Consider the following 19,432-nt stretch of genomic DNA (forward strand, 5'->3'; position numbering starts at 1 on the left):
ATAAAAACTCCTTACTTTTTTCTAAACTAAATTTAGCATTATGAAATTTTTATATGAGAATTTTTTGCAATTTTATTTACTTGCACTTACAAGTATAATTCAGCATTAAGTTTTTAGTATTTTATATCATAAATGAATATTTTATATGTGTAATTTACTTTTTATTTTTATAATATATTGTGTGTTTTTATTGGTATTATTTTTTTAAGAAAACTAAAAAATATTTTTATAATATAGTTTATTAAAATACAATTCTATTTTTATGTTTAAAAATAATTTGTTTAAAATATAAAAAATATGCTACAATATACAGGCTTAATTTAATGAAAATAAGCAACACATTTGTGAATTCATTGCCTAGTGCTTTTTAATTAAAAAGTGGCCAATGTTAGAAATAAATGGAAGAAAAACAAATTAGAAGGAGACAATATGTCAGTTGTAACACGTGAACAACTCCTTGAAGCCGGAGTTCAGTTTGGTCACCAAACTAAAAGATGAGATCCAAAGATGCGTAAATATATTTTTGGTCAAAGAAATGGTATTCATATTATTGATTTACAAAAATCAATGTGTAAATTAGATGAAGCTTGTCACTTTGTTAAAGAAACTAGTGAAAATGGTGGAAAAGTTTTATTTGTAGGTACAAAAAAACAAGCCAAAGAAGCTGTGCAAGAACTTGCAATTAGTTGTAATTCACCTTATGTAACAGAACGTTGATTAGGTGGTAATTTAACTAATTTTCAAACTATTAAATCAAGTATTAAAAAATTAATTGATATTGAAAATAAAGAAAAAAGTGGAGAAATTAAACTTTTAACAAAAAAAGAGCAAATGCTAGTAATTAAAGAAAAAGCACGTTTAGAACGTAATCTTGGTGGTATTAGAAATATGTATAAATTACCAGAAGCTATTTTTGTTACTGATACTATTACTAATAAAATTGCTGTCGAAGAAGCAGTTAAACTTGGTATCAAAATTATTGCGATTTGTGATAGTAATTCAAATCCAGATAATATTGATTATATTATTCCTGGTAATGATGATGCTACAAAATCAATTACTTTAATTACAAAGAAAATTGCTGAAGCTATTAATGAAGGACAAAGTGTAAAACCAGTTATTGATAAAAAAGAAATAGTAGTAGAAGAAACTATTAGTCTTGATGAAAATAAAACTGAAAATGTAATTGAAAAAAATAAAGAATAAAGGAGAATAGTTTATATGTCAGAAGTTAAAGTAGATGTTAAATTATTGAAAAGATTAAGAGATACAACCGATTTACCAATTACTGATTGTAAAGAAGCTTTGATGGAAAAAAATAATATTTTTGAAGCAGCACTTTCCCTATTAAAAATTAAAGGTTTAGCAAAAGCAGAGAAAAAAAGTATTAATAAAGCTACTGAAGGGGTTACTAAAGTTGTTATTAGTGGTAATAATGCAATTATTGGTGAATTAAATTGTCAAACTGAACAAGTTGCTGATTTAGAAGATTTTAATGATTTATTTACTAAGATTTTAGAAACAATTTTAAAACATCAACCTAAAACTATTGAAGAAGCTTTAATGTTAAAAGCTGATGGAAGTAGTGAAAGTTTAAATGATGAGATAAGATTTGCTATCGCTAAATTAGGTGAAAATATTGTTTTAAATCGTTTTCAATATTTAAGTAAAAATAGTGATGAAGTTTTTGGTTCATATGTCCATGGTGGTGGTAAATATAGTGGTTTAGTTATTATCAAAGGTGTTGATAAGGAAAGTGATATTCCAAATAATGTTGCTATGCAATTAGTATCAGCAGATGCTAAATACATTGATATTGATCACATACCTGCAACAGTTCGTGATAAAGAATTATCAATTATTAGTGAAAAAACAAAAGAAGAAGAAAAATTGAAAGCAAAAAAACGTCGTGATAATATTCTTGAAAATATTATAAGAGGTCGTTTTGAAAAAGTATTATCTGAATTAACTATTGTTGATCAACTTTATATTAAAGATAATACAATTAAGGTTAAAGAGTATTTAACTAAAAATCATGCTACAATTATAGCTATGATACGTTATCAATTAGGTGAAAAAATTGATAGTTCTGCCAAATAAACATTTAGGAGGTAAATAAAGTGAATTTTCAAATTATATATTATATTGCATTAGTAATGTTTATATTATTATTAGTTATTCTTGGTTGAGGATGATATAGTTTTAATAAACCAAAAACAACTATTAAATTTTTGAATTTAAAATTATTAGTAGCAACATTAATAGTTGGTGTAATTGGTTTAGTTATCTCGATTTTTCCAATTGGAATGCAAGTTTGAACATTTGAACCAGAATATATTAAATCTGATCCTGCTTTTTTAACTTTATTAATAGTAGAGTATATATTTTTAGTTATCATGTTAGGATTAGCATATATTTTTAGTTTTGATTTTGGTATCGCAGTTGATGAACATAATATTTATTTCTTTGGACAAAGCGTTAACACTAGTAAAATTGTTGCATTGGAACAAAAGAAAAATGTTTTAAAAATTGTTTATGAACAGGGTATTAAAAAAATTAAAAAACGTTTAACAATTATTACTCCACAAGCACAACTTTTTGTTAAAGATCATTTAGCACAAAAAGTTATTGCTATCGTTGAATTAGAAACTGTCGCTGAAAGCGCAAATAATGATTCATTATCTAGTGATAACAGTAAATAAATAAGAAGCCACAAAGCAATCTGTGGCTTTTTATAATATTAAATTTAAGGAGGATGATCAAAAATGGAACAATTTAAATATAAACGAATATTATTAAAAATTAGTGGCGAAGCTTTAGGTGATGGTAGTAATGAATTATATAATAATGAAAGTATTGATAATGTTTGTCAACAAATTCAAACCCTAGTTAAGGCAAAAGTAGAAGTTGGTTTAGTAGTTGGCGGTGGTAATATTTGACGTGGTGCTAAACAAGGAGAAAAGATTGGTTTAAAAAGAATTAATGCTGATTATATGGGAATGTTAGCGACTATTATGAATGCTTTGGTAATTGAATCAAAGTTAAAAGCGCTTAACGTAAAAGTTATTGTGCAAACATCATTAGAGATTAATCAAGTTGCTGAACCTTTTTATTACAAAAAAGCTATTAGTAGTTTTGAAAAAGGCTATGTTTGTATTTTTGCTGGTGGTACTGGTTCACCATACTTTACAACGGATACTGCAGCAGCACTTCGTGCTACTGAAATTAATGCGGATATATTATTAATGGCAAAAAATGGCGTTGATGGTGTTTATGATAAAGATCCAAACATTAACAAAAATGCTATTCGTTATTCACATTTATCATATCAAGATATTACTAATAAACAATTAAAAGTAATGGATTTAACTGCTTCAACAATGTGCATGGAAGCTAACTTGAAAATTATGGTATTTGATATTAAGGTTGAAAACAATATCATTAAAGCAGTACAAAATAAAGCAATTGCAACTATTATTATCAATCAAAATTAACAAATTAAAGGAGAGAAGATAATATGAAACTATTAGATTTTATTTTATCTATTTTACAAAAAAGCAAAACACCAATCAGAATTTTATTTCCAGAAGGAGATAATGAAAAAGTACAGGCAGTAGCTTTAAAAATTATTAATGATAATTCACCTGTTAAAAATTTTATTACACCAGTTTTATTATTTAATCATGATAAAGAAATTCCTAGTAATATTAAAAATTCTAATATTAAAACATTATCTATTGAAGAAAATCAAGTAACAAATTTTACTAATCAATTATATGAATTAAGAAAAGCAAAGGGTTTAACTTTAGAAGCAGCTAATAAATTGGTATTAAGTCGTAATTACTATGGAATGATGTTATTAAATAATAAAGAGGTTAATGGTTTTGTTGGTGGTATTACTTTTACTACTGCTGATATTTTACGTCCAGCTTTGCAAATTATTGGACCAAAAGCAGGTATTAAAACTGTTTCAAGTACATTTATTATGAATAAAAACGAAGAAATATTTTTATTTAGTGATGGTTCAATTAATTTAAATCCAACAGCTGAACAATTAGCAGATATTGCAAAATCTACAATTCACTTTGGTGAACTTTTAGAATTTAATCCAATTAAATTAGCAATGTTATCTTATTCTACTAATACTAGTGGTAGTGGTGAAAGTGTTGATAAAGTACGTAATGCTACTAACTTTGTTAAACAATTAAAATTAAAAAACGTGCAAGTAGCAGGACCAATTCAATTTGATGCTGCTTGAGATCAAGAAGTGCGAAATAAAAAATTCCCAGAATTAACAATTAAAAATCATTGTAATGCATTTATTTTCCCAACTTTAGATGCTGCTAATATTGGTTATAAAATTGCCCAAAGATTAGGTAATTATAAAGCTATTGGTCCTATTGTTTTGGGTTTAAATCAGCCAGTTAATGATCTTTCTCGTGGTGCTACTATTGATGACATTTATTACACAGCATTGATCACTGCTATTCAAACATTAATTAAGAATTAATAAGGAGATAAAACAAATATGTCAGAACAAAATAAAATTTTAGTTATTAATGCCGGAAGTAGTTCTATTAAATTTCAACTTTTTAATGCTATTAATAATGATAAACAACCTCATTTTACTATTCTTTGTAAAGGTTTAGTTGAAAGGATAGCTATTAAAAATAGTAATTTTATTATTGAAATTGCTAATGGTGATAACTTTATTAAACATGAAGTAACAAAAGATATTGCTGATCATGTTATAGGAGCGCAAACAGTAATTGATGCATTAATTGAGTATAAGGTCATTAATAATTTTGATGATATTAAACGAATTGGTCATCGTATGGTTCACGGTGGTCAAAAATTTAATAACTCAATTGTTATTGATGAGAAAGTCATTGCTGGTATCAAAGCATGTATTCCTTTAGCACCATTACATAATCCACCAGCTTTAAAAGGATTATCATCTTTCCAAAAATTAGTTCCACCTGCTAAACATGTGGCAGTATTTGATACTTCATTTCATAGTACTATTCCTGAAGAAAAATATCTTTACTCAGTTCCATATGATTGATATAAAACATATGAGGTAAGAAGATATGGATTTCATGGTACTAGTTATCGTTATATTTTAGATAAATTAACTAATATTTTAAATAAACCAAAAGATAAGATTAATGCTATTATTTGTCATTTAGGTAATGGTGCTAGTATTTGTGCTATTAAAAATGGTAAAAGTTTTAATACTAGCATGGGATTAACACCGTTAGATGGTTTAATTATGGGTTCTAGAAGTGGTATCATTGACCCTTCTATTCATGGTTATATGTGTAATGTTAAAGCAGAAGCAACTATTGAAACTGTTACTAATGATTTAAATAAAAGTTCGGGTTTATTAGGAATTAGTGGACATTCTTCTGATTTACGTGATGTTCTTGCAAGTAGTAATGATAAAAACCATAAGTATCATTTACAATCACAATTAGCAATAAAAATGTTTGTGCAAAGAATTGCTAATTATATTGTTCAATATGGTAATGATTTAGATAGTAATATTGATGCATTAGTATTTACTGCAGGTATTGGTGAAAATTCTGCAATTATTCGTCAATTAGTTATTGAGGAAATTAAAGTGTTTACTTTAAAATTAGTAACTAATAAAAATAATGATAAGTATAATGATTACTTAGAAATTAGTGATAAACAATCAGAAGTTCCTATTTTTAAAATTAGAACAAATGAAGAATTAATGATTTGTCAAGATACATATAATTTATTAAAAAATATTTAAAAAATAAAAAAATATATTAAGGTTTTTTATTTTGATATATAATGTTTAAATTAAGTGAAAATACTTAATAATTATCAAATTTTAATTAAAAATAAATACTTTAAAGATTCAAGGAGAAAAAAGTATGGAATTTAAATACATTAAAGAAAAAAATAATCATAAAATTAGTGAGTAAAATCAATATAAAATTTTGATAAAAATATGATAAATGAAATTAATAAATTAATTAAGAAGTCATCATCAAGTCGTAGTAGGGTTACTTGTCGTGATTGAAAAGAAGAAAGTAATAAAGATAATTATCATGATGGAAATTGACCAATTGCAATTTTAGATTTTTAAAATGAATGGTATATTGTCTACCGAAAGAAAGAGTTGTAACTATTAAATAAAAAGTGATAAAATAATATATATTTGTATTTGTGATTACACAATAAAAGAAATTGAAAAAAAGTAATAAGTAAGAGAGGATTTTAGCATGGAAAGAAAACAAAAGATAGTTGTTATAGGTGTTAATCATGCCGGAACAACAGCACTAAAGATAATTATGAGGTCTAATCCAAATAGTGAAGTAGTAGCATATGATCGTAATGATAATATTTCATTTTTAGGATGTGGAATTGCGCTTTGAGTTGGTAAAGAATTTACTGATCCAAAAGGATTATTTTATGCCAAAATTGAAAAGTTAAGAGCATTAGGTGTTAAAATTAAAGAAAAACATGAAATGATTAAATATGATAGTAAAGCTAAAATTGTTACTATTAAAAATTTAGATACTAATGAAGTATTTACTGAAAGTTATGATAAGTTAGTATTAGGGATTGGTTCATGACCAATCTTAAATCCAGGTGGTAAAGAAATTCCCGGTTTAATTGCTCATAAAGATGGCGTAGTTGTTAAAGATACTTTAAATGGTGTTAAATTAACAAATGGCATTCATTTATCAAAACTATACCAACATGCTCAAGAAATTATTTCTGATTTGAGTAAACCAGAAGTAAAAAAAGTAGTAGTAATTGGTGCAGGTTATATTGGTATTGAATTAGTAGAAGCTTTTTATAAAGATAAAAAAGAAGTTACTTTAATTGATTTTGAAAATCGTATTATGCCTCGTTATTATGATGAAGAATTTACAAATGATGTTGAAGCAGATATGAAAAAAGTAGGAGTAAAATTACAATTAGGAGAAACTTTACAAGAATTTATTATTAAAGATGATAAAGTGAGTGAAGTAAAAACTAATAAAGGAACATATAAAGCTGATTTAGTAATTATGGCTGTTGGTTTCTTACCAAATACTGCTATCTTGAAAGATGAGAATGGTAAAGTTCAACTTAGCTTAGATCCCCGTGGTGCAATTGAAGTTAATGAATATTTTCAAACTTCAGATAATAATGTTTATGCAATTGGTGATTGTATTAATATTCGTTCAAATGCTTGAAATAAAAATGTTAATATTGCCTTAGCAACTAATGCTGTACGTAGTGGTTTAATTGCTGGATTAAATGTTGCAAAAACAGATCCTAAAACAAGAATCGCCTTTCCTGGTGTTCAAGGAACAAATGCAATTGCTGTTTTTGGTTGAAAACTATGTGCTACTGGTTTATCAGAAGTTTCTGCAAAAGCAATTTTAGGATCTAATAATGTAGAAGCATATTTTTATCAAGATACAGTGTTTCCACCTTTTATGAGTGAAAATCATGAAGTAAAAATTAAAATTATATGAGAAAAGAGTTCTCGTCGTATTGTTGGAGCTGAAATTGGTTCAACTCATGATCATACAGAAACAATTGCAATGTTTTCATTAGCAATATTGAAAAAGGTTACTATTGATGAAATTCCATTAATTGATATGTATTTCTTACCACACTTTAATAAGCCTTATAACTTTGTTACTGCGGCAGCACTTTTAGCAACAGAAATTTTAACAAAAGAAGATGTTACATATCCAGATCCATATTTAAAAGGTAAGAAAAAATAGATTGCCTTATCAAATTAATTTTGAGAGGAATAAAATATAATGGTTAGTAATGAAAAATATTTAAAACTTAGAGCAAGAATGACTTTACCAGTTAAAGAAAGTAAATATAAAATTGCTTGATGATTAAAAATTATTTTGATATTTACTTTTCCATTATGGATTATTCCTTTTTTAATTACTAATTTTTTTATTGGTTTGATGATGCGAAATGTTATGGAAAATTTTCAACGAATTGGACGAAGTACTAATCCAAATTTTGCTAAAATTGATATGAATACTTTGAGTTTTTATAATCGAGATATGGAATTACAAAATGCTCTACAACTAATGATTGATGATAGTAATTGGGATATGATGGAAGCACAAGATATGACGATAACTACTTATGATAATCGCTTGTTATCAGCTTTTTTCATTAATAATCATCAATCTAATAAAAATCATAAATGAATAATTGCAACTCATGGTTGACAACAAAATCGCTATAGCATTTTATATTTAGTTAAACATTTTTATGAACAGGGATATAGTATTGTTACTTATGATACAAGAGGTCATGGTAGTAATAATATCCATGATGCAATTACTTTTGGTAATAAAGAAGCAGATGATTTATATGCTGTTATTTTAAGTCTTAATAATTATTTAGCAGAAACAGATTTTAAACAACCTCCTAATATTACTTTAATTGGTAATAGCATGGGTGCCAGTACTGTTTTGGAAACAATATCTCGATTTGATACTGGTAAATTTGGTGTTAAATGTGCAATTTCTGATTGTGGATTTGATAGTTTTAGTCATATTATTAAAATTATGGGTAAACAATACTTTAACCTTCATTGATTTTGATTTTATTATGGTGTTAAATTTTTCTTTAGGTTAAAAGATAAATTTAATATTAATAGTATTGATCCTATTAATAAATTAAAATATTGTTCTTCAATTCCTGTATTATTTATTCATGGTAATGATGATGAAACTGTACCAGCAACAATGGCACAAAAAATGTATGAAGAGAAAATAAATTATGAAGAAGAAACAATAAGTGAATTATTAATTATGCCATCTGCTAAACATATAAGAGCCGTCACTACCGATTATGATACATATTGCAAAACTACTTTAAAATTTGTTAATAAATGAACAAATTTTAAAACCGAAGATAAAGGAGATTAAATTAATAATGATTTATTATATTAATAATAGCAAAGAACCATATTTTAATTTAGCAGCCGAAGAATATTTGATTACTAATCCTTATATAACTGATGAAATCTTATTATTATGACAAAATAATAATACTATTGTTGTTGGTAGAAACCAAAATACAATTGAAGAAATTAATAATGAATATGTAAGAACAAAAAAAGTTAATGTTGTACGAAGATTATCTGGTGGTGGAGCTGTTTATCAAGATTTAGGAAATTTAAATTTTACTTTTATTCTTGATAAAAATAAAGATAATGCTCGTAATTATGCTCTTTTTACAAAACCAATAGTTAATGTTTTACAAAATCTAGGTTTAAATGCTCAATTTAGTGGTAAAAATGATATTTTAGTTGATGATAAAAAAATATCGGGTAATGCCCAATATACATATAAAAATCGAATTTTACATCATGGTACTATTCTTTTTAATGTTGATATGCAAATGTTACCAAAAGTATTAAAACCGGATTTGGATAAATTAAAATCAAAAGGTATTAAATCAGTACAAGCACGAGTAACAAATATTTTACCATTATTAAATCCACCAATAACAATTGAAGAATTTCAAAATTTAATTATTGAACAATTAAAAAGTACAAAAAATACAAAGATTATGGAATTTTCTGAAAAAATGATTGCTGATATTGAATCATTAGCAAATACTAAATATCGAACTTGAGATTGAGTTTATGGTAAATCTCCAGATTTTGATTTAAAACATAAAACACTTTTTCCTAGTAAAGGAACTATTCACGTTTGAATGAATGTTAAGGCAGGAATTATTGAAAATATTAAAATATATGGTGATTTCCTAGGCTCAGCAGGTACTACTAGTTTAGAAAAAAAACTAGAAAAACAAAAATATAATGTAGCAACTATTACTAATATCATTGAAAATGCTAATATTAACGAAATTTTTGGTGAAAATTTTCTTGCTGAAGAAATCATAAAAAGTATCATAAAATAATGAATAAAATTCTTATTTATGATATCCTTACTTTTATAACTAATATTAAAGAGGAAATATGAAGAAATATTTATGGATTTTATTTATAATGTTTATTTTTATAACACCAATTAGCAATGTTATTACATTTTTAGTAAATAATAGTTTTGATCAAACAAATAGTATAAATGATATTCTTTATCCAACACGTGGTTGACCAAAAAAAGATAGAAATCAATTAAATGTTTGACAATTTTTATATCAAGATGCTATTGATAAAGTAGGTAAAACTAATGATAATATTGTTAATAGTTTTAATAATTTTTATCTTGCTGAATTTGATAAATACCGTGATTCAGCAAGTAAAAATGCTGGTAAACCTGGCTATGATGAAATTGGTATACCAACAGCAGATATTAATGATTATATTAATAATAAAATTATTCATTAACAATCAATGCAAATATACATGGCCTTAACATTGCGAACATATTTTATTGAGTTTACTATTAATAAAATTAATGATCCAAGTAGTAATTATATTAATGCAAATGAATATTTAAACTTATGAGTTATGAAGTATTTTGAAGCTGGTTTTTATTTTCAATTAGTAAAAATTTGAATTCAAGATTTAGGTAGAACAATTGAAAAATCAATTGATATTGATTTTTATACTTTTGATAAATATGTGGAACGAAATAACAAAGGTGAATATATGTGAAATAAACCACCCAGTGACAATACAGTAAAGCCACTATTAATTTTGGATTCTGATATGAAAAAAATGTTTAATCAATTATATGAAGAAATTTTAAATAATAATTTACAAGGAAAATAAAAATGATTATTCTAGAAAATATAAGTAAAAATTATGGTAAAAATCAGGTTTTAAAAAGCTAAATTGTAAAGGTAAGTGCAACTAAATTATTTTTCTATCCAAATATTCGATTGGTGAAAGATAATTTAATATTTTTCTCGGTCTTTGATTTAAAGACAATATAAATTTATGAACTTCATTTTTATTAGTTTTTGAAAAAATAAATTTTTTAGGAAATTTTTCTCTAATTAAACCATTAGTATTTTCATTAGTATTTTCATTAGTATTTTCATTAGTATTTTCATTAGTACCTCTTTGTCAAGGTGAATATGGATTGGCAAAATAAATTTTTACATCTAAATTTTTTTCAAGTTGTTGTCAATTTGAAAATTCTTTGCCACGATCAAAAGTAATAGTTTTAACAATGTTTTTAGGAAGAATTGATAAATAATAACTGACATTTTTATTAATAACTTTAGTAGTTCTGTTTTTAACTAATATTGCTAAAGTAAATCGTGATACTCTTTCAACTAAAGTTATTAAACATGATTTGCTTTTACCTCGTGATGATACTATAGTATCTCCTTCCCAATGACCAAGTGTTATACGATCATTAACATTTATATCTCGTTCTTTAATTGATTTACCATTAAACTTGCCACGATTCTCTTGAGATTTTCGTTTTTTACCTTTTCTTCTTAAATTTTTACTAGTAACTTTATCAAGCATTCCAAAATAAATTCAAGTATAAATTGTTTTAAAACTAATAACTCATTGTTTATGAAAATTTTTAATTCTGCCATAAATTTGTTCAGGTGATCAACCTAATAGTAATTTTTGTTGTACATATTTTACTAAATTCTTATTTTTAAACTTATGAAAACTAATATGTGATTGTTTTCGATTTTCAGCTTTATTTTGTGCAATTAATGAAAAATAATGATTATTATCTTTATTTCTATTAATTTCTCGAATAATAGTACTAATACTTCGATTAAGATTTTTAGCTATTTCACTAATTTTAAATTTAAATTTCAATTGATTCTCAATATAAATCCTTTCATCTATGCCAAGATGTTTATAACTCATATAAAAACTCCTTACTTTTTTCTAAACTAAATTTAGCATTATGAAATTTTTATATGAGAATTTTTTGCAATTTTATTTACTTGCACTTACAAGTATAATTCAGCTCATATAAAAACTCCTTACTTTTTTCTAAACTAAATTTAGCATTATGAAATTTTTATATGAGAATTTTTTGCAATTTTATTTACTTGCACTTACAAGTATAATTCAGCATATTTATTATCTTGATAATGTTTTATGATTATAAATTTTATTATAAAGTCCTAATTTTATTAGGACTTTATGTTGTAAAAAATAAATAAACAATGATATTATGATTTAAATTATTTTTTCTGTTTTGTTTATTGTTAGAATATATTTTTCATTTTTACATGATAATAGGAAATAAAAAAAATAGTATATTAATAAAACCGGAGATAAATTAATATTTTAGTACAAATTATTTTGAACCAACAATTATTAGTAGTATAATGAAAATGTATGTTCATTCATTATTTTAAAAATTAGTATAATTAAAAGTGTAACTGCAATTAACTAAAATATTTAGGAGGAAAATTTAAATGTGAGTTGAGAAATTTGATAATCCCCAAAAAGAAATTTTTCAAATATTAAATGAAAAAGGAGTAATTAATCCTAATTTTGTTGATTATTTAAAAAAATTTGATAGTAAGGTTTTATTAAAAGCATATGAAAACATGTGTTTTTCACGAATACAAGAACAAATGCAAATGGAATTAAACTATGAAAAAGATGAAAAAGGACAAGTTAAATTAGTAAATGGAATTCCAAAAGTAATCGGAAAAGTTATTAACTTTTTATCTTCAAAAGGTCAAGAAGGTGTTGAAGTTGCTTATGCTAGTTGCTTACGACCAGGTATTGATTGATTAGTACCGGCTTATCGTAATAATGCAGCATGAATTACTGCTGGATATCCAGTTGAAAAAGTAATTCAATATTGATTAGGAAATGAAATGGGAAGTCAAATGCCGAAAGGTGTTAATATTTTACCAGTTAATATTCCAATTGCTACTCAATATTCACATGCAACAGGTATTGCTTTTGCTGAAAAATATAAAAAAGATAAAGGAATTGTTATTACTACGATTGGTGATGGTGGTACTTCTGAAGGTGAGTTTTCTGAAGCAATTAATTTTGCTGCTATCCATAAATTAGCTGTTGTTTTCTTTGTTGAAAATAATCAGTGATCATTAGATACACCAACTGCTAAAGCAACAATGAGTCCAACTTTTGCACAAAAAGGAACAGCATTTGGTGTACCTAATATTCGTGTTGATGGTAATGATTTTTTTGCTGTTTATTATGCTACACAAGAAGCAATTGAAAGAGCAAAAAAAGGTAATGGTCCTTCATTAATTGAAGCTGTTACTTATCGTCAAAATGCGCATTCTGCTTTTGATATTAAAAAAGATTATTTTTCTGCTGAAGATTATAAAATTGAACAAGAATGATTAAAAAAAGATCCAATCGATCGTATTAGAGAATATTTAAAATCAATTAAACTTTGAGATGACAACAAACAAGCAGAATTAGATAAACAAATTACTAAAAAGGTTAATGATGCAATTACTTGAGCATTAAAAAATGAAAGTGTTTCAATTGATGAAATATTTGATTATACATATGAAAAATTAACACCACAATTAACAGAACAAAAAGCAGAAGCAAAAGCTTTCTTCAATGAAGGAGAGAAAAAATAATTATGAAAAGAAATAATGTGCAAGCTATTACTTTAGCCTTAGAATTAGCAATGAAAAAAAATCATAATGTTGTTGTTTATGGTGAAGATGCCGGTAATGTTGGTGGTGTTTTTCGAGCAACTAAAGGTTTACAAGCAAAATTTGGCGTTAATCGTTGTTTTGATGCACCAATTGCTGAAGCAGTTATTGCTGGTAGTGCCGTTGGAATGGCAATTAATGGTTTAAATCCAATTATTGAAATGCAATTTTCAGGATTTGCTTTCCCTGCTTTTCAACAATTGTTATGTCATGCTGCACGAATGAGAAATCGTTCTCGTGGTAGATTCACTTGTCCAATGGTAGTACGTATGCCTTCATATGATTGAAATAATGGTAATAATGGTGCTTTGGAGCATCATTCAGAAGCAATTGAAGCTTTATTTTGTCATATTCCAGGTTTAAAAGTAGTTATGACTTCAAAACCTAATGATACTAAAAAATTATTATTGGCAGCAATTGAAAGTCCAGATCCTGTTATTGTTTTAGAATGTTTAGGAACTTATTTCAATAGTTATACTAGCAATAATTATACATATGATGTTAGAGAAGAAGTTAGTGATGCTTATGAAGTGGCTGTTCTTGGTAAAGCTAAAGTTCTTAAAGAATATAAGGCTGAAGAAAAACCTGATTTAACGATTGTAACTTATGGTTCAAAAGTTTATGATTGTGAAGCTGCTGTTAAAATTTTAGAAGAAAAAGAAAATTTTAAAATTGAATTAATTGATTTACAAACATTACAACCATGAGATGAAGAAACAGTTGTTAATTCTGTTAAAAAAACAGGAAGATTATTAGTTGTTTCAGAAGCGGTTCGTTCATTTTCAGTTTCCTCAGAAATTATTACCGTTGTTAATGAAAAGTGTTTTGAATATTTAGAATGTCCTCCAACAAGATTAACGGGTTATGATATTACTGTTCCACTGTCTAAAGGTGAAAAATGATTTATAATTAGTCCAGATAAAATTATGGAAAAAGTTAAACTAATGATGAATTATCCAGTTTAGTTAGTTGTTTAAAGAAAGGAAAGTGAAAAGATGGAATTGAAGTTTAAAGATATGGATGGAATAGATGAAGTTACTGTAACTCAAATTCATGTTAAAGTTGGAGATAATGTAAAAAAAGGTGATAATGTTGTTGATATCGAAGCAGATAAAGCTTCAGATAGTATTAAAGCCGAAGCAGATGGTAAAGTTTCTAAGATTCTTGTTAAAGAAGGAGATAGTATTAAGTCAGGTGCTGTTATTGTTGAGTTTGGTGGGACGATTAGTGATAATAAAAGTCCTTCATCAACAAATTCTTCACCAAAATCTGAATCAGTTGCTAGTACATCTACAGTATCACCAGTTGAATTACCAAAACAAAATGTGCAACCTATTCAACAAACGGGTAAAGTATTAGCAACACCATTAGCACGTAGAATGGCTCGTGACTTAGGTGTTGATATGGGAACAATTAAAGGAACTGGTCCTCGTGGTAGAATTTTAAAAGATGATTTATTAAATGCCAAGAATGGTGGTACAACAACTAGTGCTACTGCATCAACAACACCTATTAATTCAATATCTTCAGTTTCTGCTACAACTATTAGTTCACAAGGTATTAATGTTACTAAAATCGAAAGTTTTGGTAATGTTGAACATTTACCATTATCAGGAATTCGTAAGGCTGTTGCTAATCAAATGTCATTATCAGTTTATACAGCACCACATGTTAGTTTAATGATTAATGTTGATGCTGAAAACTTAGTACAATTACGTGCAACTTTAAAAGAACCAGCGGAAAAAGATCCAGATGGTAGTGCTAAATTAACATTTATGCCATTCTTTGTAAAGGCTGTTGCTAAAGCGTTAAAAGAAGAACGATTTAAATTACTTAATTCAACTTTGAACATGGCTAATAATGAAATTCTTGTTAAAAAATATTATAACATTGGTATGGCAGCTGATACTGAAAAGGGTTTAGTAGTTCCTGTTATTAAAAATGCTGATCAACTTTCATTATTTGAAATAGCAAGACAAGTTAATTCATTGGGTGATAAAGCTCGTAAGGGGCTATTAAAAGTTGATGAAATGCAAGGTGGATCATTTACTATTACTAATTTTGGTTCAGCAGGAATTGAAATGGGAACACCAGTTATTAATTATCCAGAAGTAGCAATTTTGGGTCTAGGAATGATGCAAAAAAAACTAATTATTGCTGATGGTAAAATTGTTGAACATAAGTTCTTTCCATTATCACTTTCAATTGATCATCGTGTTATTGATGGTGCACCTGCTGGTTATTTCCTTTCTCGACTTAAAGAGTTATTAGAAAATCCAACATTAATTTTAGCTTAAGGAGAAAATGTAAAAGATGTCTAACTATGATTTTGATTTAATAATTATCGGGGCAGGTCCTGGTGGTTATGTAACAGCGGCTCGAGCAGCAAAGATGGGTTTAAAAACTGCAATTGTTGAAAAAGATAACTGAGGTGGAGTCTGTTTAAATGTTGGATGTATTCCTACTAAGACGTTACTAAAGGGCGCAAAAGTTTTTCATTATATTGAAAATGCTGATAAATATGGTGTTGCTATTAAAGATAAAAAAAATATTGAAATTAATTGAAAAGTAATGCAAGATCGTAAAGCTGGTGTTGTTAAAGGTTTAACTGGTGGTGTTGGCTTTTTAATGAAATCTAATAAAGTTGAACAATTATTAGGGACTGGAAGTGCTATTGATAAAAATACGATTTTAATGAAAGCTAAAGACGGTAAAGAAAAGAAATATACTACTAAATATATGATAATTGCTACTGGTTCAAAAGTAAAAATGTTTGATAATCCTAATGGTCCACAAGGTTTAAGTGAAAAAGATTTAAAAACAAACCAAACATTATTAACTTCGACTGAAATTCTTTCTTTAAAAGAAGTTCCAAAAACACTAACTATTATTGGTGGTGGTGTTATTGGAATTGAGTTTGCTTGTTTATTTAGTACACTTGGTACTAAAGTTACTATTATTGAATATTTAGATCGTATTTTAGCATTACTAGATGAAGATATTAGTACAACTTTAACTAAAATTCTTGAAAAAAATGGTGTTAATATTATTACTGGTCATAGTGTTAATGAATTAAAGGATAAAACTTTAACTTATTATGCTGCAACCGATAAAGAATATAAAAAACCATTAACAGTAACTAGCGACTATTGTTTATTAAGTACTGGAAGAACGCCAATTACTGAAGGTTTTACTAATTTGGGAATTCAAATTAAATCCAATCAAGCATTTGCCGTAAATAATAAATTGGAAGCTTTAGATGCTAACAATAATGTTATTGATAATATATATGTAATTGGAGATGCTAATGGTCAAAGAATGCTTGCTCACGTTGCGTCAACACAAGGATTAGCAGCACTTAATAATATTTTAGTTAAAGAAGGTAGAACGGATGCTGATAATCAGCCATTAAAAGAGCAAGAAGTAGATTATAATAAAATGCCTAGTTGTATTTATTCATTCCCTGAAGTGGCAAGTGTTGGTTTAACTGAAACTGAATGTAAATCTTTAGGTAAAGAATATTTGATGAAGAAAATACCATTTACTATTAATGGTAAGGCATTGGCTGATGGTGAGACTGATGGTTTTGTTAAAATAATTATTGATAAAAAATATGGAGAAATCATAGGTTCTCATATTTTATGTTCAACGGCTACTGATATAATTGCTGAAATTGTTAATATTATGCAAACGGAAGGTACTATTGTTGAATTAGCCTCTTCTTGTCATCCACATCCAACAATGTCAGAAGTAGTTATGGATGTTGCACAAGATTTAGAATTAGAATGATACAAAGTTAATAAAAAATAGAAAATAATAAAAATGTACCTAAAAATTTAAAGGTACATTTTTATTGTAAAATTAATATAATATTGATTAAAAAGTATTGCTTCTTCTTTTTTTATCAAAAAAATAATTAGTGGTATTACTGTTAATTTCTTTTTGTAAATATTTATTTCATGTAGTTATTTGTTCAAATTGTATATTTTCTAAATTTTCATTACATAAATTATTATTTTCTGACGTTCTTTTTTTAAATAGTGTTTGAAATGTTTTTACTTCATTTTGTTGCATTTCTGTTTTATCTTTATCTTCTAATAATTTGCATATAATAGTATTTTTTTCTGTTCGGCATTTAATAAAAATATTTTCTTTACATTTCACTGCTTGTTCTCAATTTTTATCTTTTTCAATATCAAAATCATATTTATTTGTTGACATTTTATTATTGTTCCTTTCGAGATAAAAATGTTAATTATGTCACTTTGGATAAAAAACCAATAGTAGTGACAAGTTAATTTTATAATGATATTTAAAAATATTTATATATGATCTATAAATAAAAAAAGTGTAAAAAAATTACTTTAATTTTCTAAGTAAAAAATTAAAGTAATCATTATTTTTAAATAACCTTATTGATTTGATTTTTTGTTTTATATTCAATAAATATTTTTTGAAAAAGAGGATCTGTTAAAACATTATTTAATACTAGTTGTTCATATGTTTCATAGTTGTGATTTCTTTGCACATAATATGTTTCATAAGCAAATAAGTGCATAATAATATTACCAATGGTAGGATTACTTTCTTTATTATTTTTTCAAAGTATTTCTTGTAGTTTAATACCGTGTTTTTTAAATAACATATTCATTGAATGTTTTATTTTATGTGGTCTAGTTAATATTAATTTTTCAATAGCACTACTAATATTAAGACCATTAGCAAATATATCATCTAAACTATGAATAAAGTTTCTCAATTGAATTAATTCGAGATCTTTAAATAATTGTTCATTATCTTGCAAAATTTTTTTCATTAATAACATTTTAACATGACTATCATTTTGTTCAATATAAATAGGAATTTTAATCATATTAGTGAAAATTCTAATGATTGGAATTAATTCTTGTTTAAATTGATAGCCTAAATGGTAGTGAATTATAAAAAATAATAATAAAAGATTTTCATATATTTTATTTAAATTCAAAAAGGTAAGTGATTTTTTATGTTCATCTATTGTTTTAATAAATGACTGATGGAATTGAGTGATAATGTTAATAATATCTTGTGAAGTATTTTCCAAACATACGTTTTTAAAATTGGTAAGTATAGTTTTTTTATATATAAGATTTGCATTATTAAATTCTTTTAAAGCATTTTTATAATAATCTGTTGTGAATGTTTCTGAAAGTTCTTTTTGTAAACTATTAATTTTTTCTTCATCACAAAGAATAACTGCATCTTGATAGTTTAAAAATAAAACAATTCAATTTATACACATTTTTTTTTGATCAACAGTTAAATTTGTATCAACGAAACATTGGAATAAAGCACCGCCAGTTTCAATGATACACTCATCAGCTGTTTTGTTAATTAACATTATTTGGCACCTAACTTTCTTTTTTGTAGTTTTAATAATTTAATTAAAAAGTGTTTTAAGGTCAACTATCTTCTTTAATATTCTATCATTATAAATGACTTTTTTAAATTTTAGTAAAAATTACCAATTTTAATAATTTTTTTAAACAAGTTAAAAAATGACTATTAACTTTAGATTTTTAAATCACTTGAAAAAATATTTAAAAATTTTTTAAATCATTAGATAATCAGATGTATTTTTTTGTTCAATAGTTAAGTTTGCATCAATGAAACATTGAAATAAAAAACCTCTATTTTAATGACGTAATTATTAGTTGTTATATTAATTAACATTATTTGGCACCTAACTTTCTTTTATAATTTGATAACTTTTAATTAAAATATATTTTAAAAGTCAGTTATCTCTTTTAATCTCCTATCATTATAAATGACTTTT

The 19,432-nt window shown here is 25.7% G+C and carries 19 protein-coding genes; 16 read left to right on the forward strand and 3 right to left on the reverse strand.

Annotated elements, in window-relative coordinates:
- Positions 1-429: 429 nt before the first annotated feature.
- The 12 genes from rpsB (at position 430) to ACICQF_RS04045 (ending at position 10,753) form a co-directional block, all read left to right on the forward strand.
- Positions 430-1,206: a 30S ribosomal protein S2 gene (rpsB, locus tag ACICQF_RS03990; RefSeq protein ID WP_395472848.1), complete on the forward strand. Its 777-nt coding sequence runs from the start codon at positions 430-432 to the stop codon at positions 1,204-1,206.
- Positions 1,207-1,221: 15 nt separating this feature from the next.
- Entirely contained in the window at positions 1,222-2,100 is an 879-nt protein-coding gene (gene tsf, locus ACICQF_RS03995; protein ID WP_338957349.1) for a translation elongation factor Ts, read from the forward strand.
- Between the two features lie 20 nt (positions 2,101-2,120).
- Positions 2,121-2,702 carry a hypothetical protein gene (locus ACICQF_RS04000; protein ID WP_395472849.1) on the forward strand — a complete coding sequence of 194 codons (582 nt, stop codon included), beginning with the start codon at positions 2,121-2,123 and terminating at the stop codon, positions 2,700-2,702.
- A 63-nt stretch (positions 2,703-2,765) separates the two neighbouring features.
- Positions 2,766-3,494 (forward strand): UMP kinase, encoded by a 729-nt coding sequence (gene pyrH, locus ACICQF_RS04005; RefSeq protein WP_395472850.1) that lies wholly within the window; start codon positions 2,766-2,768, stop codon positions 3,492-3,494.
- A 23-nt stretch (positions 3,495-3,517) separates the two neighbouring features.
- Complete coding sequence (pta, locus tag ACICQF_RS04010; protein WP_395472851.1) at positions 3,518-4,510, forward strand: phosphate acetyltransferase; 993 nt, start codon at positions 3,518-3,520, stop codon at positions 4,508-4,510.
- An 18-nt stretch (positions 4,511-4,528) separates the two neighbouring features.
- Entirely contained in the window at positions 4,529-5,782 is a 1,254-nt protein-coding gene (locus ACICQF_RS04015; RefSeq protein WP_395472852.1) for an acetate kinase, read from the forward strand.
- A 201-nt stretch (positions 5,783-5,983) separates the two neighbouring features.
- Positions 5,984-6,121, forward strand: coding sequence for a hypothetical protein (locus ACICQF_RS04020; RefSeq protein WP_395472853.1), 138 nt, complete (start codon positions 5,984-5,986; stop codon positions 6,119-6,121).
- Positions 6,122-6,257: 136 nt separating this feature from the next.
- On the forward strand, positions 6,258-7,760 hold the full coding sequence (locus ACICQF_RS04025; RefSeq protein WP_395472854.1) for an FAD-dependent oxidoreductase: 1,503 nt from the start codon (positions 6,258-6,260) through the stop codon (positions 7,758-7,760).
- Between the two features lie 39 nt (positions 7,761-7,799).
- Positions 7,800-8,936, forward strand: coding sequence for an alpha/beta hydrolase (locus ACICQF_RS04030; RefSeq protein WP_395472855.1), 1,137 nt, complete (start codon positions 7,800-7,802; stop codon positions 8,934-8,936).
- Positions 8,937-8,943: 7 nt separating this feature from the next.
- Positions 8,944-9,936 carry a lipoate--protein ligase gene (locus ACICQF_RS04035; RefSeq protein WP_395472856.1) on the forward strand — a complete coding sequence of 331 codons (993 nt, stop codon included), beginning with the start codon at positions 8,944-8,946 and terminating at the stop codon, positions 9,934-9,936.
- Positions 9,937-9,994: 58 nt separating this feature from the next.
- Positions 9,995-10,366, forward strand: a complete 372-nt coding sequence (locus ACICQF_RS04040) for a hypothetical protein (RefSeq protein WP_395472857.1) — start codon at positions 9,995-9,997, stop codon at positions 10,364-10,366.
- A 6-nt stretch (positions 10,367-10,372) separates the two neighbouring features.
- Positions 10,373-10,753, forward strand: a complete 381-nt coding sequence (locus ACICQF_RS04045) for a hypothetical protein (RefSeq protein WP_395472858.1) — start codon at positions 10,373-10,375, stop codon at positions 10,751-10,753.
- Between the two features lie 81 nt (positions 10,754-10,834).
- Here ACICQF_RS04045 and ACICQF_RS04050 read toward each other — a convergent pair whose 3' ends face one another.
- Positions 10,835-11,821: an IS30 family transposase gene (locus ACICQF_RS04050; RefSeq protein WP_395472859.1), complete on the reverse strand. Its 987-nt coding sequence runs from the start codon at positions 11,819-11,821 to the stop codon at positions 10,835-10,837.
- A gap of 560 nt (positions 11,822-12,381) precedes the next feature.
- Between ACICQF_RS04050 and ACICQF_RS04055 the strand changes: the two genes are divergently transcribed.
- The 4 genes from ACICQF_RS04055 to lpdA are packed head-to-tail and all read left to right on the forward strand — an operon-like array spanning position 12,382 to position 17,427.
- Complete coding sequence (locus tag ACICQF_RS04055; protein WP_395472860.1) at positions 12,382-13,539, forward strand: thiamine pyrophosphate-dependent enzyme; 1,158 nt, start codon at positions 12,382-12,384, stop codon at positions 13,537-13,539.
- A gap of 2 nt (positions 13,540-13,541) precedes the next feature.
- Positions 13,542-14,582 (forward strand): alpha-ketoacid dehydrogenase subunit beta, encoded by a 1,041-nt coding sequence (locus ACICQF_RS04060; protein WP_395472861.1) that lies wholly within the window; start codon positions 13,542-13,544, stop codon positions 14,580-14,582.
- A gap of 30 nt (positions 14,583-14,612) precedes the next feature.
- Complete coding sequence (locus ACICQF_RS04065) at positions 14,613-15,914, forward strand: dihydrolipoamide acetyltransferase family protein (protein ID WP_395472862.1); 1,302 nt, start codon at positions 14,613-14,615, stop codon at positions 15,912-15,914.
- A 16-nt stretch (positions 15,915-15,930) separates the two neighbouring features.
- Positions 15,931-17,427 (forward strand): dihydrolipoyl dehydrogenase, encoded by a 1,497-nt coding sequence (gene lpdA, locus ACICQF_RS04070; protein ID WP_395472863.1) that lies wholly within the window; start codon positions 15,931-15,933, stop codon positions 17,425-17,427.
- A 66-nt stretch (positions 17,428-17,493) separates the two neighbouring features.
- On the opposite strand, the gene ACICQF_RS04075 is transcribed toward lpdA, so the two are convergent.
- Positions 17,494-17,838: a hypothetical protein gene (locus tag ACICQF_RS04075; protein ID WP_252320582.1), complete on the reverse strand. Its 345-nt coding sequence runs from the start codon at positions 17,836-17,838 to the stop codon at positions 17,494-17,496.
- Between the two features lie 181 nt (positions 17,839-18,019).
- Complete coding sequence (locus ACICQF_RS04080) at positions 18,020-18,997, reverse strand: hypothetical protein (RefSeq protein ID WP_395472864.1); 978 nt, start codon at positions 18,995-18,997, stop codon at positions 18,020-18,022.
- Positions 18,998-19,432 lie beyond the last annotated feature (435 nt).

Origin of the sequence: Spiroplasma endosymbiont of Nomada rufipes (genome assembly GCF_964277355.1) — a bacterium.
Lineage (GTDB): Bacteria > Bacillota_I > Bacilli_A > Mycoplasmatales > VBWQ01 > Spiroplasma_E.